The organism is Stenotrophomonas sp. YJH_SMC_8, assembly GCF_059371315.1.
Genome location: NZ_JCAFUL010000011.1, coordinates 55,449 through 71,318 on the forward strand (window position 1 = coordinate 55,449; position 15,870 = coordinate 71,318).

The following is a 15,870-nucleotide window of genomic DNA, read 5'->3' on the forward strand; positions in this document are numbered from 1 at the left end:
GCGGCCGGCACTACCGCTCTCCATCCAGTTCCGGGTAATGCCGGAAGATGCCGTTGGTGTTGAACGCCAGCCGCCGTTCCGAGGCCAGGTAGGCGGCGATGTTCGGTCGCTTGGCCACCCGCTCCTGCAGTGCACGCAGCAGGGGCAGGGTGGGGCCGAGTGCCTGCATGCGGCGCGGGAACATGTAATCCAGCCCGCTCAGCAGCTGGAACAGCGACAGATCCACATACGAATGCTCGCGCAGTGCATGGCGGCCGCTATTGGCCGCCAGCACCTGCTCGAAGTAGCCGAGGTACTTCGGCAGCCGCTCGCCGCGCAGGGACGCAGCGCGCGCCTTGGCTTCGGTCTTCTGTTCTTCGTAATACTTCGAGGCCGCGATGGGGTGGTGGGTGTCGTGCACCTCGGCCACCAGATCAGCGATGGTGAGCTGCAGTTGCAGCGCCTGCATCCGCCGCGAGGCCGCCTGTGGCACCAGGTCCAGCGTCGGGCCGAGGAAATCCAGGATGGCCGCGACCTGCGCGATGACCTGGCGGCCGGCCTTCAGGAATGGGGGTGCGAAGGGCTGCGCACCTTCGCTGCCACCGTCGAGGAACGGCTGCATCACTGCATCGCCGTGCACCCGCGCCATGTCGATGTAGTCGGCGCCGGCATCTTCCAGTGCCAGCCGCACGAACTCGCCACGGCCCTGGATGCCGGTCCAGTAATACAGCGCGTACTGCATGGCAGTGCCTCCACAGGACAAGACCTACAGCCTCGCGCGGAGCGTGCAAAGCAGACGTGAGCGCGGTTTTGCTGCAGGCCCGAACCCGAACGGCAGCGGAACAGGTGGGGAACCCGTTGGAATCGGCGGGGTCACACCTTCTACATGCGTGTGAAACGAGGTGCTGCATCATGCAGAGTGGAAAGGCGGTTTGGCCGTGGGTGCTGGGTGTGGTGGTGATCGGTGGCGCGGGCGGTTGGCTGTTCCGCGATCAGCTGAAGAGCCTGGCAGACGGTGTTTCGGTGCCGGTGCAATCATCCCCCGCCAGTACCAGCGCGCCGCCACAACCGCAGGCGGCCGCAGAACCCGCGCCAGCACCGCCCGCGATCAAGCATCCGCTGGATACCGAGGCCGCAGCCGATCCGGCGCTGCCGAAGCTGGCTGACAGCGATACGGCCGCCTGGGGTGCATTGAGCCAGCTGTTCCAGGGCGAGGGGCCATTGACCCTGCTGCTGCGCGATCACCTGATCCAGCGCCTGGTCACCCAGGTCGACAACCTGGACAAGCCCAGCGTGCCGCCGACTGCGCTGGCCGCGCGGCCGCTGCCGGGCAACCTGCAGGTCGAGCCCGGTGAGGGTGGCGAACGCATCGCCGCCAGCAACGCGGCGCGTTATGCGCCCTACGTGCAGGCGTTCACTGCGCTGGACCCGGCGGCCACGGCTACCGCTTACAAGCGCTTCTATCCGCTGATCCAGCAGGCCTATGTGGACCTGGGCCGGCCTGAGGGCTACTTCAACGACCGCCTGGTCGCGGTGATCGACCACCTGCTGGACACCCCGGAACTGGCCCAGCCCCCAGTGGTGCAGCGCGATGAACGCGGCCGCTACCGCTTTGTCGATCCCACCCTGCAGTCGCGCTCGATCGGGCAGAAGGCGCTGCTGCGGATGGATGCAGCCCAGGCGCGGGCGGTCAAGCAGCAGCTGCGCGCGATCCGCACCGCGATCACCCGCTGAACTCGTCCACCGCGCATGACTGATCCGGATCAACGCGCCGACCACACCCGCTCCGGCATGCTGGCCGCAGGCTGACTGGCCTCGGGGTGCAGTCGCAGCCACCCTTGAAACCGGGTGGGGCAACCGCATCTTTCCAGCATCGCCGGCGCGGGCCGGCCCTGATGACCGATGAGGATTCGCAATGCGGATGGACAAGCTCACCTCGCGTTTCCAGCAGGCGCTGGCAGACGCACAGTCGCTGGCCGTGGGCCGCGACAACAGCATCATCGAACCGGTTCACCTGTTCAGCGCGCTGCTGGACCAGCAGGGCGGCAGCACGCGCCCGTTGCTGGCCCAGGCCGGGGTGAACGTGCCGGTGCTGCGCGAGCGCCTGACCGAGGCGCTGGACGCGCTGCCGAAGGTGTCCGGCCAGGCCGGCAATGTCTCGATGGGCAATGACCTGGGGCGCCTGCTGAACCAGACCGACAAGCTGGCCCAGCAGCATGGGGATGCCTTCATCGCCAGCGAGTGGTTCGTGCTGGCCGCGCTGGACGATGGCGGCACGCTGGGCATGGCGCTGCGCGCCGCCGGTGCCGACAAGACCCGCCTGCAGGCGGCCATCGACAAGTTGCGTGGCGGCGAGAACGTGCAGTCGGAGAATGCCGAGGAACAGCGGCAGGCGCTGGAGAAGTACACCATCGACCTGACCGCGCGCGCCGAGAGCGGCAAGCTCGACCCGGTGATCGGCCGCGACGAAGAGATCCGTCGCACCATCCAGGTGCTGCAGCGCCGGACCAAGAACAACCCGGTGCTGATCGGCGAACCCGGCGTGGGCAAGACTGCCATCGTCGAGGGCTTGGCCCAGCGCATCATCAACGACGAAGTGCCTGAGGGCCTGCGCGGCAAGCGCGTGCTGTCGCTGGACATGGGCGCGCTGATCGCCGGTGCCAAATTCCGCGGTGAGTTCGAGGAACGCCTGAAGGGCGTGCTCAACGACCTGGCCAAGAACGAAGGCCAGATCATCCTGTTCATCGACGAACTGCACACCATGGTCGGCGCTGGCAAGGCCGATGGCGCGATGGATGCCGGCAACATGCTGAAGCCGGCGCTGGCACGCGGTGAGCTGCATTGCATCGGCGCGACCACGCTGGACGAGTACCGCAAGTACATCGAGAAGGATGCCGCGCTGGAGCGCCGCTTCCAGAAGGTGTTCGTGGGCGAGCCGTCGGTGGAGGACACCATCGCGATCCTGCGCGGCCTGAAGGAGAAGTACGCGCTGCACCATGGCGTGGAGATCACCGACCCGGCCATCGTCGCCGCCGCGACGCTGTCCAACCGCTACATCACCGACCGCCAGCTGCCGGACAAGGCCATCGACCTGATGGACGAAGCCGCTTCGCGCCTGCGCATGGAGATCGACTCCAAGCCGGAAGAGCTGGACCGCCTGGAGCGCCGGGTGATCCAGCTGAAGATCCAGCGCGAGATGCTGAAGAAGGAAAAGGACGAAGCCTCGCGGCAACGCCTGGCCGACCTGGAGAACGACATCGAGGCGCTGGAGCGCGAGTTCTCCGATCTCAATGAAATCTGGAAGTCGGAGAAGGCCGCGCTGCAGGGTGCGACGAAGATCAAGGAGCAGGTCGAGCAGGCCAGGCTGGAACTGGAGGCCGCGCAGCGCCGCCAGGATTTCGCCAGGATGAGCGAGATCCAGTACGGCCTGTTGCCGCAGCTGGAAAAGCAGCTGGCCGCCGCCCAGGAAGCCGAGCACAAGGACTTCAAGCTGGTGCAGGACCGCGTGACCGACGAGGAGATTGCCGAAGTCGTTTCGCGCTGGACCGGTATTCCGGTCAACAAGATGCTCGAAGGCGAGCGCGACAAGCTTCTGCGCATGGAAGAGGTGCTGCACAACCGCGTGGTCGGCCAGGAGGAAGCGATCAAGGTCGTCTCCGATGCGGTGCGCCGCTCGCGTGCCGGACTGTCCGATCCGAACCGTCCGGCCGGCTCGTTCCTGTTCCTCGGCCCGACCGGCGTGGGCAAGACCGAGCTGTGCAAGTCGCTGGCCGAGTTCCTGTTCGACAGTGCCGACGCGATGATCCGCATCGACATGAGCGAGTTCATGGAGAAGCACAGCGTCGCCCGCCTGATCGGTGCGCCCCCGGGCTACGTCGGCTACGAGGAAGGTGGCTACCTGACCGAGGCGGTACGCCGCCGCCCGTATTCGCTGATCCTGCTCGACGAAGTGGAGAAGGCGCATCCGGATGTGTTCAACATCCTGCTGCAGGTGCTGGACGATGGTCGCCTGACCGATGGCCAGGGCCGCACCGTGGACTTCCGCAACACCGTCATCGTGATGACCTCGAACCTGGGCTCGCACCAGATCCAGGACATGAGCGCCGACGACAGCCCGGAGGCCTACACGCAGATGAAGGCGGCGGTGATGGGCGTGGTGCAGGCGCACTTCCGTCCGGAATTCATCAACCGCCTGGACGATATCGTGGTGTTCCATCCGCTGGACAAGCAGCAGATCAAGCAGATCGCGCGCATCCAGATGCGTGGGCTGGAAAAGCGCCTGGCCGAGCGCGGATTGAAGCTGGTGGTGTCCGATGCAGCGTTCGACCTGCTCGGCAACGTCGGTTTCGATCCGGTGTATGGTGCGCGCCCGTTGAAGCGTGCGATCCAGGCGCAGCTGGAGAACCCGTTGGCGCAGAAGATCCTGTCCGGGGCCTTCGTCAACGGCGACACCATCGAAGTCGGCAACGACGGCGGTCACCTGGTGTTCGCCAAGGCGTGAATCACGCGGGGCGCTGCCTGATCGCAGCGCCTCGTTTTCTCCGGTAGCGCCGGGCCATGCCCGGCGCCTTCTCAGAAGCGGTGCGTGTACCCGCTCATCAACCCGAACTGGTTCGGCTTCTGCACGATCGGGCTGTCGGCGGCATCGCCAAGCAGGCGCGTGCCTTCGGCCGAGATGTACCAGTTGCCGTTGCGGCCCACGCGGTGGCTCCACTTCAGGCCGACACCGGCGCTGACCAGGCCGGCCTTCGGCTTGTGTTCGGCAAAGCCGGTACGCGCCGCCTGTTCCGGGCTGACGCCGTACCATGTCTGCATGTAGCCGCGGTTGCCGTAGTCGGTGGAGACGCTGCCGCTGACCACGCCGCCGGCCAGGTCGAACAGCGGCATGGTCAGGTTCAAGTGCACCTGCTGGGTGGCCAGGCCGTTCTCGGCCTTGTCCTCATCCTTGCGGGTGAACTGCCAGGAACCGCTCAGCACGGCTTCGCCCAACGTATAACCAGCCGAGACGCCGACCAGGGGACGGGTATCGATATCGCCCATGCCGCGCAGGTAGTCCGAGCCGCCAAGCAGCGAGTCCTTGTCCTTGCGGATGCCACTGGCGCCGACATAGGCACGCACGCGCGTGTGTTCGCCGATGGACGTGCCCCAGCCGATGCCGCTGGTGCCCAGAAACCAGCCCCCCGGCGAGGTGACATCGAAGGACAGCGATGGCGCTGCACGGTACTCCTCGCTGCCGCTGTAGCGCGGCGTCACGCCACCGCCAGCGGCGACTTCGAAGGTCCAGTGATCATCCTTGGCATGGGCGATCGGCGCCGCGAACAGCGGCAGCAGGGCCAGGCAGAGCAGGGTGGGGGAACGGCGAAGCTGGGACATGGAAACTCTCGGCAATGGGAGGAAGGCAGCACGCGCATCCGGCGTGCGCTGCAGGGTCGCCAGCGTGGCGAAATGCCGGCGACCGATCCCTCCGCAGTTGTGCGGGAGTTGTAATCAACTGTAATCGCGCCCTCGGGCGTTCAGCTGGCAGCCAGCGGCCAGTGCATTTCCAGGCGTGCACCACCCAGCGTGGCGCGGCTGACGTGCAGCTCACCACCGTGGCGGGTGGCGATGCGGCTGACGATGGCCAGGCCCAGGCCGAAGCCGCCGGTATCGCGGCTGCGGCTGTCGTCAAGGCGGGTGAACGGACGGATCACCTTCTCGCGGTCGGACTCAGCGATGCCGGGACCGTCGTCATCCACGCGCAGGCAGGCGCGGCCGTCGACGCCGACCAGCGAGACCTCGACCTGTGAACGTGCATGGCGCAGCGCGTTGCCGACCAGATTGCTCAACGCCAGCTGCAGCAGGCGCGGCTCGGCGTCCACGCGCGGCAGCGCGCTGGGCAGCACGCGCAGCACCAGGCTGGCGCGTTCGGCGTCACGACGCACATCGGCCAGGCAGGCCTGCAGCCAGTCGTTGGCTTCGATGCGCTGGAGCGGCTCGCCTTCGCTGGGGTGTTCCAGCCGCTCATAGGCCAGCAGTTCGCTGACCAGCCGGTTGAGTTCGGCCAGGTCGCCGTGGAGTCCCTGCGCAAGTCGCTCGCGACGTTCGCGATCATCGCTGTCCTGCATCAGGTCCAGGCCGAAGGCCACGCGCGCGATCGGGGTGCGCAGTTCGTGCGAGATCGCATGGGTCAGGTCGCGTTGGCGCTGCACCAGTTCGGCCACGCGCGCGGCCATGCGGTTGGAGTGTTCGACGATGACCCGGATCTGCGAGCGCGGCGAGACCTGCGCGCGTGCCTGCAGGTCGCCGGCGCCGATGCGGTCGGCATGCAGGCGCAGCGCGTCCAGGTCGCGCCAGAGCACGCGCGACCACGCATACAGGCACAGCCCGAACAGCGCCAGCATCACCGAGTACGCGACCAGCGTCAGGTACAGCGAAGTGGGCGGTTCACCAGGCAGATGCAGCTGCAGCCAGCGACCGTCGGGGCGTGCAGGATCCAACGGCGCCCAGACGATCTCGAACTTCTGCCGGGCGATCATCCCGTTGCGTTGCAGCTGTTGCCGTTCTTCCGCCGTGATCGGTGGCGGTGCGGGCATCAACGCCAACGCGATACCGTAATGCGGTTGCCACTGCGCCAACTGCTGCTGTTGTGCGGCGTCATCCTTGCCCTGCAGCCCCTGGCGCAGCGCGTACAGCTGGCCACGCACCTGTTCGGCGAAGATCCGTTGCTGGGTGGGCAGGTAGATGCGGTCGAAGATCAGGTTGATCAGCAGCAGGGTGATCAGGAAGCTGGCGCCGACCAGCAGCCACAGGCGCAGGAACAGCCGCTTCACGCCGACCAGGCCGATGGATTGAACTGGTAGCCACGGCCCCACACGGTCTTGATGCGCCGCGGTTCGCGCGCATCGTCGCCGAGTTTGCGGCGCAGCTTGCCGATGCTGACATCGACGCTGCGGTCCAGGCCATCGAAACCGATGCCGCGCACCGCCTGCAGGATCTGGTCGCGGGAGAGGATCTGCCCGGGCTGGCTGGCCAGCAACCACAGGATCTCGAATTCGGTGGTGCCCAACTCGACCGGCTGGCCGTGCAGGTGTACGTCGCGCTGCATGCGGTCGATCAGCAGTTCACCATGCATCAGCCGGCAGGGCGTGCCGGTGTTGCTGCTGCCGTGGCGGCGGCGCAGCAGCGCGCGCAGGCGGGCCAGCAGCAAGCGCGGCTCGATCGGTTTGTGCACATAGTCATCGGCGCCCGATTCCAGGCCCAGCACCTGTTCGATGTCGTCCTCGCAGGCGGTCAGCATCAGGATCGGTACGTCGGAGAAGCTGCGGATCTGCCGGCACACGTCGATGCCACCGAGGCCGGGCAGCATCAGGTCCAGTACCACCAGTTCCGGCGCATGCTGGCGGCAGGCCGCGCCGGCCTGGTCGCCACGGGCGACGTGCTGCACGGCAAAGCCATGTTCGTGCAGGTAGTCGCTGACCAGTTCGGCCAGGCGGCGATCGTCCTCCACCAGCAGGACCGGTGTCGGCGTACCGTTGGCGGTGGGTGTCCAAGGGGATGGCTGCATGCGCGTGGGGCCTCCGTGCCCGGGCAGGAGCGCCCGGCGGCGAAGCCTAGCAACGGCCCATGACGGCTGCCTGAATCCCGGCCAACCTGATAACCGCCGGTACGCACGTCATCGCCAGTGGCTCTCAGTGCTAGGCTGCGCCTGGCCTATGGTGGCGGTTTCCCCGGATGGAGCCTGGTGCAATGAGCGACCCGCAGTGGCAACTGGAAACCCTGGCCGTGCACGGCGGCTACCGTCCCGACCCGACCACCCGCGCGGTGGCAGTGCCGATCTACCAGACGGTGGCGTACGCCTTCGATGACACCCAGCATGGCGCCGACCTGTTCGACCTGAAGGTGCCGGGCAACATCTACACCCGCATCATGAACCCCACCACCGACGTGCTGGAGCAGCGCCTGGCCGCCCTGGAAGGTGGCATCGGCGCACTGGCGCTGGCCTCGGGGCAGGCCGCGATCACCTATGCCATCCAGACCATTGCCGAGGCCGGCGACAACATCGTCGCCTCCAGCGCGCTGTATGGCGGCAGCCTCAACCTGCTGGCGCATACGCTGCCGCAGTACGGCATCCAGGCGCGTTTCGCCGACCCGGCCGATCCGGCCGCGTTCGCCGCGTTGATCGACGAGCGCACCAAGGCGGTGTTCGTCGAATCGATCGGCAACCCGCGTGGCAATGTCACCGACATCGCCGCCATCGCCGAAGTCGCTCACGCGGCCGGCGTGCCGCTGATCGTCGACAACACCGTGGCCACGCCGTTCCTGCTGCGCCCGTTCGAGCACGGTGCCGACATCGTGGTGCATTCGCTGACCAAGTACCTGGGCGGCCACGGCAACAGCCTGGGCGGTGCGATCATCGACTCGGGCCGTTTCGACTGGGCTGCGCAGCCAAAGCGCTTCGCCCGCCTCAACCAGCCCGACCCCAGCTACCACGGCGTGGTCTACACCGAGGCCCTGGGCCCTGCCGCCTACATCGGCCGCGCGCGGGTGGTGCCACTGCGCAATACCGGTGCGGCGCTGTCGCCGTTCAATGCGTTCCTGATCCTGCAGGGCATCGAGACGCTGGCACTGCGCATGGAGCGCATCAACGCCAACGCACTGGCCATCGCGCAGTTCCTGAAGGCGCACGCCAAGGTGGCCTGGGTGCGTTACGCCGGGCTGGCGGATGATCCCGAGCATGCCGCCGCGCAGCGCTACCTCGGTGGCCACGGCTCGGGCGTGCTGACCTTCGGCCTGCCCGGTGGGCGCGAGGCCGGCGCGCGTTTCCTGGATGCGCTGAAGCTGTTCACCCGGTTGGTCAACCTGGGTGACGCCAAATCGCTGGCCACCCATCCGGCGTCCACCACCCATCGCCAGTTGGACGCAGCTGAACTGGCCAAGGCCGGCGTCAGCGAAGACACGGTGCGGCTGTCGATCGGCATCGAGCACATCGGCGACCTGCGCGCGGACCTGGAGCAGGCCCTGGCCAGCGCCTGATAGCCGCGCGCTTGGTGCATATCGCCACAGGCGATCACCACCGGCCGCGCGATGCGCTACGGTGGAACTGCCTCTCCAAGGCGTGGCAACGTGGCGATCCAGATCCCCGGTCGATGCGGGTCGACCGGGGATTTTTCATGTTTTCGGAGGCCGGCCCCATGTGCCGACGGTCGGCATCAGACCTGGTAGATCCACGCCATGCGTGGATGGATCACCCTCGGAATCGAACATTCCGGCAGTTCATCAAACAGCATCCACGCATGGCGTGGATCTACCGGGCCGATCAAGGTCGATACCTACCAACAGCAGTCACACCACCGGAATGCTGTGCTGCCCCAGATTCCGGTACGGCGGCGTCGACATGATCATCTCCGCCAGCGAATAGGCCAGCTCGCGCTCGGCCATCACCGTGCCGTCGGCGCCGTGCTCCAGCAGATGCTTCACCTCGGCATCGCTGTGCGCACGTGCCAGCAGGGTCAGGTCCGGGTTGATGGCGCGCAGCTTTGCCAGCGCCTCACCGGCTTCCAGCGGCTGCGGAATCGCCAGCACCGCGATCTTGGCGCGTTCCGGATGGGCCTCGGCCAGCACCCGGTCGGCGGCGGCGCTGCCGCGGATCGCCGCCAGGCCCTTGGCATGCGCCTGTTCGACGTGTTCCTTGTTGTCATCGATCACCAGCACCGGCACGCCGCGATCACGCAGCACCTGCGCCAGCTCACTGCCGACCCGGCCATAGCCGATCACGATGGCGTGGTCACGCAGGTCGCGCGAGGGACCGATGGCCTCTTCCGGCTCCGCCGGCTGCGGCTGCTGTTCCTGCTTGGCCTGCCAACGGTCGAGCAGGCCGAACACCAGCGGGTTGAGCATGATCGACACCAGCGCACCGGCCAGTACCAGCGACTGGCCTTCCTTCGGCAGGATCTGCAGCGCCACGCCCAGGCCGGCGATGATGAAAGCGAACTCACCGATCTGCGCCAGGCTGGCCGAGATCGTCAGCGCGGTGCTGGTGGGATGGCCGAATGCGCGCACGATGAAGAACGCGGCGGCCGACTTGCCGAACATGATGATCAGCACCGTGGCCAGCACCTGCCACGGATGCTGGACGAGGATGTTGGGGTCGAACAACATGCCCACCGAGACGAAGAACAGCACCGCGAATGCGTCGCGCAGCGGCAGCGAATCGTGCGCGGCCTTGTGGCTCAGCTCCGATTCGTTGAGCAGCATGCCGGCGAAGAACGCGCCCAGCGCGAACGAGACACCGAACAACATGGCCGAGCCGAACGCCACGCCCAGCGCGATCGCCAGCACCGACAGAGTGAACAGTTCGCGCGAACCGGTACCGGCGATGCGTTCCAGGATCCACGGAATGACCCGGCGCCCGACCACCAGCATCACCGCCACGAACAGGCCCAGCTGCACGAAGGTCCAGCCGATGTCGGCCAGCACGCTGCCCAGCGAATGCGATTCCTTGGCCGCATCGGGGCCGAACACGCCGGCCATCACCGGCATCATCACCAGTGCCAGCACACAGGCCAGGTCTTCGACGATCAGCCAGCCGACCGCGATCTTGCCGCGCATGGTCTCCAGCAGGCGCCGCTCCTCCATCGCCCGCAGCAGCACCACGGTACTGGCGGTGGCCAGCGAGAAACCGAAGATGACGCCATGGATGGCCGGCCAGCCCATCAGCGAGGCCACGCCCCAGCCGAGCAGGGTGGCGACCGCGATCTGGCCGATGGCACCGGGAATGGCGATGGCCTTGACCGCCATCAGGTCCTTCAGCGAGAAGTGCAGGCCGACGCCGAACATCAGCAGCATCACGCCCAGCTCGGCCAGCTGGTTGGCCAGCGCCTGGTCGGCGACGAAGCCGGGGGTGAACGGTCCTACGCAGATGCCAGCAACCAGGTAACCGACCAGCGGAGACAAACGCAGCTTGTTGGCCAGCGCGCCGAAGATGAAGGCGAGCCCCAGGCCAACGGCCACGATGTTGATCAGGTCGGTGTCATGGTGCATCGGCACTCGCAGAAATCGGGGGGATGCCCCGATTTTCACCGATGAGGCCAGATACGGCAAACCCGCCGGGCACGTGCCGTGGCCGGCGGGTTTGCCCGCGCATTTCTCCTCTACCCCCGCCTTCGGCGCGCCCCTTCAACAGGAAGGGGCTCTCCTCCAGACGCGGCGAGGGGATGCCGGCCAGCGACCGGCACTACCAGAGCTGCGCCGGGCATGGCCCGGCGCTACCGATACCGCTTACCAGGTGTATTTGATCCGCCCGTACACATACGCGCCGTTGAAGCCGAACGGCGAGTAGTTGCTGTACGGCAGCATGCCGAAGGTGGAGTTCTGCAGGTCTTCGGTGCGGTCCGGGTACTTGTCCAGCAGGTTGTCGGCGCCCACGGTCAGGGTCCAGTTGCTGCTCGGCTTGTAGCTGGCCGAAGCATCCACCACCCAGGCATCGCCGTAGGTCTGGTCACGCAGCGCGGTGGCCGAGTTGCGCACGGTGAACTTGCCGTAGCGGGTGGCGGCCAGGCCCAGTTCCCAGTGGTCCGAACGCCAGGTGCCGCTCAGGATCGCCTTGTCGCGCGGGTAGCTGTCCTCGATGCGGCCGATCTCGTCGCGGCCGATCAGCGACTGATTCAGACCCAGCGTGCCGAACACCGCCGGGGTGCCACCGACGCGGCGCACTTCGGTGTCATTGAGGCTGTAGGCCGCGGTAAGCTCCAGGCTGCTGGCGCTGAACGGCACCGTGTAGCTGGACACAAAGTCCACGCCACGGGTACGCGTATCCAGGCCGTTGGTGAAGTACGAGAACGCGGTCACCTGCGGCAGGCCGAGGCTGGAGAGCAGCGCGCTGCTGGCGGCGTTGGTGGTGATGCTGGACGACAGTGCGATGCGGTTGTCGATGTCGATCTGGTACGCATCGACCGTGATGTACAGGCGGTCGACCGGCTGCAGCACCAGGCCCAGGCTGTAGGAGGTGGATGTCTCGGCCTTCAGCGGCGAAGCGCCCAGCGCCTGTGCGGCCGCGCTGGTGGTCGGGAAGGTGCCGCGTTCGACGAACACGCCGTTGGTGAACTGGCTGGTGACGGCCTGGTAGCCCTGCTGCGCCAGCGACGGCGCGCGGAAGCCGCTGGACGCGGTTGCCCGCAGTGCGACCTTGTCGGTGAACGCATAGCGCGCCGACAGCTTGCCGGAGAAGCGGTCGCCGAAGTCCGAGTAGTCCTCGTAGCGGCCGGTGATGCCGGCCGAGAATTTCTCGGTCAGGTCCGCTTCCAGGCCGGCGTAGACGGCGTAGTTGTGGCGGTCGGCGTGCACTTCATTGGTCGGGGTGAAGCCACCGAAGCCCTGCGCGCCGCTGCCGGTGTACGAGTTCAGCTCGCCGGGCTTCTGGTCCCACTTCTCCTTGCGGTACTCACCACCAAAGGAGAGCGTGACCGGGTAGGCCAGGCCCCAGTCCAGCGACTTGGTCAGGTCGGCGTTGAAGATGTCCTGCTGGTACTTCAGCGTGCCGTCGTAGAACGAGCGCGGGCTGGTCGCACCCAGGCTGTAGTTGATGCTGTTGCGGGTGTGGAAGTCGAGGGTGTTCTCGCCGTGGTTCAGGCTCAGGTCCCAGGTCCAGCCGTTGTCGGTGTTGCCCTTGACCCCGGCCACCAGCGAGCGGTCCTTCGAGTACTGGTTGATCTCCGGCACGAAGCCGTCCGGGTAGGTCTGCGCCAGCAGCGCGGTCTGCCCGTTGTGGTTGCGCGAGCGGTAGAACGCGAACGAGGTGATGTCGCGGTTGCTGAGCAGGGCGCTGGCGTAGCCGGTCACGTGGTCGCTGAAGTCGAAGCTGGCGTTGGCCGAGGCCGCAGTGGCATCCACGCGCGGGTCGCCGACGATGAAGGTGGTCTGGCCGATGCTCGGGAAGTTGCCGGTGTTCGGCGTGGTGCCACGGTACGGGCCGGCGCGGTTGCTCTCGTCCTGCTGGCTGATCTGGCCGGCCACGTGCACGCGGCCACGGCCGTTGCCGAACTCGACGCCGGTATCGCCGGAGAGCTGGTACTTGTTGCCGTCGCCGGCCGAGTACTGGCCGTAGTCCACCGCCAGGCTGCCGCCACTGCCGCTGCCCTTGAGCACGATGTTGATGACGCCGGCAATGGCATCCGAGCCGTACTGCGCCGACGCGCCGTCGCGCAGCACTTCCACGCGCTCGATGGCGGCGATCGGGATGGCGTTGATGTCCACTGCCGACGAGCCACGGCCGATGCTGCCGTTGACGTTGATCATCGCGGAGGTATGACGGCGCTTGCCGTTGACCAGCACCAGTACCTGGTCCGGCGACAGGCCGCGCAGCTGAGCCGGGCGCACGCCGCTGGTGCCGTCGGTCAGGGCCGGGCGCGGGAAGTTCAGCGAGGGCAGGGCGCGCGACAGCGCCGTGGCCAGTTCGCTGGTGCCGGTGGACTGCAGGGCTTCGGGGGTGATGATGTCGATCGGCGACTGCGACTCGGCGACCGTGCGGTCGGCCACGCGGGTGCCGGTGACGATCACCGTGTCCAGGGTGTTGGCGGCGGTGCCGGCCTGCTGGGCAGCGGCAACGAACGGAGAGCCACCGAGTGCGACAGCGACGGCGGCGGCGATCAGGCTGGTCTTGTGGGTCATCGGGATGGGGCTCCGGTTGGCGGGGGCGGCACCGGAATCGACATCACGGACGTGAGGCGGACGGCGGTTGTTGCGGTGCGCAAGGCAGGAATTAACGGGATATTCAGTGCCTGTCAAATGGTTGCAACAGGAAAAAACGTTGCAGCAGCAACCATTTAGCGGCAGAGGGCAGCGGCGGGAGGTGGGGCCCGGGGGCTGCGCGGGGCCGACGAGGGAGAGAGTTGGCCTGCCGCCGCGCATCCCGGGGCGCGTCAAGTATTCGTTAACGCTAGAATTGCGTCGCAGGAACAGTGCTCACCAGCACATTCCATTCGGTTATATGGACCCCTCCCCCGATGATCTCCCTTCGTAATTTCGCCTTGCGCCGCGGCGAGCGGCTGCTGTTGTCCAATGTCGACCTGACCCTGCACGCCGGTTACCGGGTGGGTGTGGTCGGCCGCAACGGTGCTGGCAAGTCCAGCCTGTTCGCGGCGGTGAAGGGCGAGCTGGAGGCCGACAAGGGGGACGTCGACCTGCCCGGCAAGGTCCGTATCGCCAGCGTGGCGCAGGAAACCCCGTCGCTGCCGGACCCGGCGCTGAGCTTCGTGCTGGGCGGTGACATCGAAGTGGCCGCGGTGCTGGCCGCCGAGGCCGAGGCGACCGCCCGCGAAGACTGGGAAGCGGTGGCCGAGGCGCACACGAAGATGGCCGAGCTCAATGCCTACGATGCCGAAGCGCGCGCCGGCAAGCTGCTGCACGGCCTCGGTTTCCCGGCCGAGACCCATCATCGCGCGGTGTCCTCGTTCTCCGGCGGCTGGCGCGTGCGCCTGAACCTGGCGCGCGCGCTGATGATGCCCAGCGACCTGCTGCTGCTGGACGAACCGACCAACCACCTCGACCTGGACGCGGTGTACTGGCTGGAACAGTGGCTGCTGAAGTACCCGGGCACCCTGCTGCTGATCTCGCATGATCGCGAGTTCCTCGACAACGTGGCCACCCACACCCTGCACCTGCACGGTGGCGGCGCCAAGCTCTACCCGGGCGGCTACACCGATTTCGAGCGCCAGCGCGCCGAACAGCTGCGCCAGCAGCAGATCGCGCACGAGAAGGAACAGGCCGAGCGCGCCCACCTGCAGAGCTTCATCGACCGCTTCAAGGCGCAGGCCAGCAAGGCCGCGCAGGCGCAGAGCCGCATGAAGCGCCTGGCCAAGCTGGCCGGCACCGAAGCCGTGCGCGCCGAGCGTGAGTTCCGCATCGAGTTCGCGCCGCCGGCCAAGCTGCCGTTCTCGCTGATCCGCCTGAACCACGTCGAGGCCGGCTACGGCAAGGACGCGGTGATCCTGCACAACGTCGGCTTCGGCCTGGAAGCGGGCCAGCGTATAGGCCTGCTCGGCCCGAACGGCGCCGGCAAGACCACCCTGGTGAAGACCCTGGTGGGCGAACTGGCACCGATCGTCGGCGAGCGCATGGCGCACCCGGACCTGAAGATCGGCTACTTCGCCCAGCACACGGTGGAGTCGCTGCACGAAGGCCAGTCGCCGATGGAGCACTTCCGCGAGATCGCCCCGGATGCGCCGAACCAGTCGTTCCGCGACTTCCTCGGCAAGTGGAATTTCCCGGGCGACCGCGCGTTCGAGCCGGTCGATGGCTTCTCCGGTGGCGAGCGCGCACGCCTGGCGCTGGCACTGATCGCCTGGCAGCAGCCGAACGTGCTGCTGCTGGACGAACCGACCAACCACCTTGACCTGGAAATGCGCGAAGCGCTGGCCGAAGCACTGGCCACCTTCGAGGGCGCGATCGTGATGGTCTCGCATGACCGCCACCTGATCGGCCTGGTCTGCGATACCTATTGGCGCGTGGCCGATGGCGTGGTCGAGCCGTTCGACGGCGACCTCGATGCCTACGCCGCCTGGCTGCGTACCCGCCCGCAGGCACAGGGCACCAAGGCGCGCATGGAGCAGGTGGAAGAGCCGGTGGTGGTCAAGACCGCGCCGGTGGCGCAGGTGGTGCAGAAGAAGCCGGTGAACCCGCACAAGCTGGCTGCCGCCGAAGCCAAGGTGGCCGAGCTGGAAGGCGCACTGGCCGAACTGGACCGGCAGCTGGCCGACCCGGCCAACTATGCCGATGCCACGCGCATGGCCGTGATTGGCCGTGACCGCGAAACCGCTGCCGCCCAGCTTGAAAAGGCCGAAGCGGCCTGGATGGAACTGCTGGAGTCCTGATTCCACCGGTAGCGCCGGGCCATGCCCGGCGGCTTTTCCGATCCGT

The 15,870-nt window shown here is 67.2% G+C and carries 10 protein-coding genes; 4 read left to right on the forward strand and 6 right to left on the reverse strand.

The features are described 5' to 3' along the window. Window positions 1-10: 10 nt before the first annotated feature. Window positions 11-721, reverse strand: coding sequence for a glutathione S-transferase (locus tag AC5P88_RS14770; protein WP_459048206.1), 711 nt, complete (start codon window positions 719-721; stop codon window positions 11-13). 170 nt (window positions 722-891) lie between these two features. On the opposite strand from AC5P88_RS14770, the gene AC5P88_RS14775 reads away from it, so the two are divergent. Together AC5P88_RS14775 and clpB are read left to right on the forward strand one after the other, a co-directional pair. After that, window positions 892-1,713, forward strand: coding sequence for a DUF3014 domain-containing protein (locus AC5P88_RS14775; RefSeq protein WP_459048207.1), 822 nt, complete (start codon window positions 892-894; stop codon window positions 1,711-1,713). 181 nt (window positions 1,714-1,894) lie between these two features. Continuing rightward, window positions 1,895-4,480 (forward strand): ATP-dependent chaperone ClpB, encoded by a 2,586-nt coding sequence (gene clpB / locus AC5P88_RS14780; protein WP_106549587.1) that lies wholly within the window; start codon window positions 1,895-1,897, stop codon window positions 4,478-4,480. A 71-nt stretch (window positions 4,481-4,551) separates the two neighbouring features. On the opposite strand, the gene AC5P88_RS14785 is transcribed toward clpB, so the two are convergent. The 3 genes from AC5P88_RS14785 to AC5P88_RS14795 form a co-directional block, all read right to left on the reverse strand. Continuing rightward, complete coding sequence (locus AC5P88_RS14785) at window positions 4,552-5,352, reverse strand: MipA/OmpV family protein (RefSeq protein ID WP_106549588.1); 801 nt, start codon at window positions 5,350-5,352, stop codon at window positions 4,552-4,554. 140 nt (window positions 5,353-5,492) lie between these two features. After that, window positions 5,493-6,788 carry an ATP-binding protein gene (locus AC5P88_RS14790; RefSeq protein ID WP_495225389.1) on the reverse strand — a complete coding sequence of 432 codons (1,296 nt, stop codon included), beginning with the start codon at window positions 6,786-6,788 and terminating at the stop codon, window positions 5,493-5,495. Continuing rightward, a complete protein-coding gene (locus tag AC5P88_RS14795; RefSeq protein WP_106549590.1) occupies window positions 6,785-7,522 on the reverse strand; it encodes a winged helix-turn-helix domain-containing protein in 738 nt (245 codons plus the stop codon). The genes AC5P88_RS14790 and AC5P88_RS14795 overlap by 4 nt, the downstream gene beginning before the upstream one ends. A gap of 182 nt (window positions 7,523-7,704) precedes the next feature. Between AC5P88_RS14795 and AC5P88_RS14800 the strand changes: the two genes are divergently transcribed. Beyond that, the gene (locus AC5P88_RS14800; RefSeq protein WP_495225390.1) at window positions 7,705-8,991 is read left to right on the forward strand and encodes an O-acetylhomoserine aminocarboxypropyltransferase/cysteine synthase family protein; all 1,287 of its coding nucleotides are present in this window, start codon (window positions 7,705-7,707) and stop codon (window positions 8,989-8,991) included. 309 nt (window positions 8,992-9,300) lie between these two features. Here the strand turns inward: AC5P88_RS14800 and ybaL are convergent, their stop codons facing one another. Then, the gene (gene ybaL, locus AC5P88_RS14805; protein ID WP_049428477.1) at window positions 9,301-10,998 is read right to left on the reverse strand and encodes a YbaL family putative K(+) efflux transporter; all 1,698 of its coding nucleotides are present in this window, start codon (window positions 10,996-10,998) and stop codon (window positions 9,301-9,303) included. Window positions 10,999-11,235: 237 nt separating this feature from the next. Next, the gene (locus AC5P88_RS14810) at window positions 11,236-13,623 is read right to left on the reverse strand and encodes a TonB-dependent receptor plug domain-containing protein (protein WP_495225391.1); all 2,388 of its coding nucleotides are present in this window, start codon (window positions 13,621-13,623) and stop codon (window positions 11,236-11,238) included. 335 nt (window positions 13,624-13,958) lie between these two features. On the opposite strand from AC5P88_RS14810, the gene AC5P88_RS14815 reads away from it, so the two are divergent. Further along, window positions 13,959-15,824 carry an ABC-F family ATP-binding cassette domain-containing protein gene (locus AC5P88_RS14815; protein ID WP_043400521.1) on the forward strand — a complete coding sequence of 622 codons (1,866 nt, stop codon included), beginning with the start codon at window positions 13,959-13,961 and terminating at the stop codon, window positions 15,822-15,824. Window positions 15,825-15,870: the final 46 nt, after the last annotated feature.

What these genes read in the sequence shown, in the direction of transcription:
- ybaL (WP_049428477.1), bottom strand. Translation starts at nt 10,998, where the DNA reads ATGCACCATGACACCGACCTGATCAACATCGTGGCCGTTGGCCTGGGG.
- AC5P88_RS14795 (WP_106549590.1), bottom strand. Translation starts at nt 7,522, where the DNA reads ATGCAGCCATCCCCTTGGACACCCACCGCCAACGGTACGCCGACACCG.
- AC5P88_RS14810 (WP_495225391.1), bottom strand. Translation starts at nt 13,623, where the DNA reads ATGACCCACAAGACCAGCCTGATCGCCGCCGCCGTCGCTGTCGCACTC.
- clpB (WP_106549587.1), top strand. Translation starts at nt 1,895, where the DNA reads ATGCGGATGGACAAGCTCACCTCGCGTTTCCAGCAGGCGCTGGCAGAC.
- AC5P88_RS14815 (WP_043400521.1), top strand. Translation starts at nt 13,959, where the DNA reads ATGATCTCCCTTCGTAATTTCGCCTTGCGCCGCGGCGAGCGGCTGCTG.
- AC5P88_RS14785 (WP_106549588.1), bottom strand. Translation starts at nt 5,352, where the DNA reads ATGTCCCAGCTTCGCCGTTCCCCCACCCTGCTCTGCCTGGCCCTGCTG.
- AC5P88_RS14770 (WP_459048206.1), bottom strand. Translation starts at nt 721, where the DNA reads ATGCAGTACGCGCTGTATTACTGGACCGGCATCCAGGGCCGTGGCGAG.
- AC5P88_RS14775 (WP_459048207.1), top strand. Translation starts at nt 892, where the DNA reads ATGCAGAGTGGAAAGGCGGTTTGGCCGTGGGTGCTGGGTGTGGTGGTG.
- AC5P88_RS14800 (WP_495225390.1), top strand. Translation starts at nt 7,705, where the DNA reads ATGAGCGACCCGCAGTGGCAACTGGAAACCCTGGCCGTGCACGGCGGC.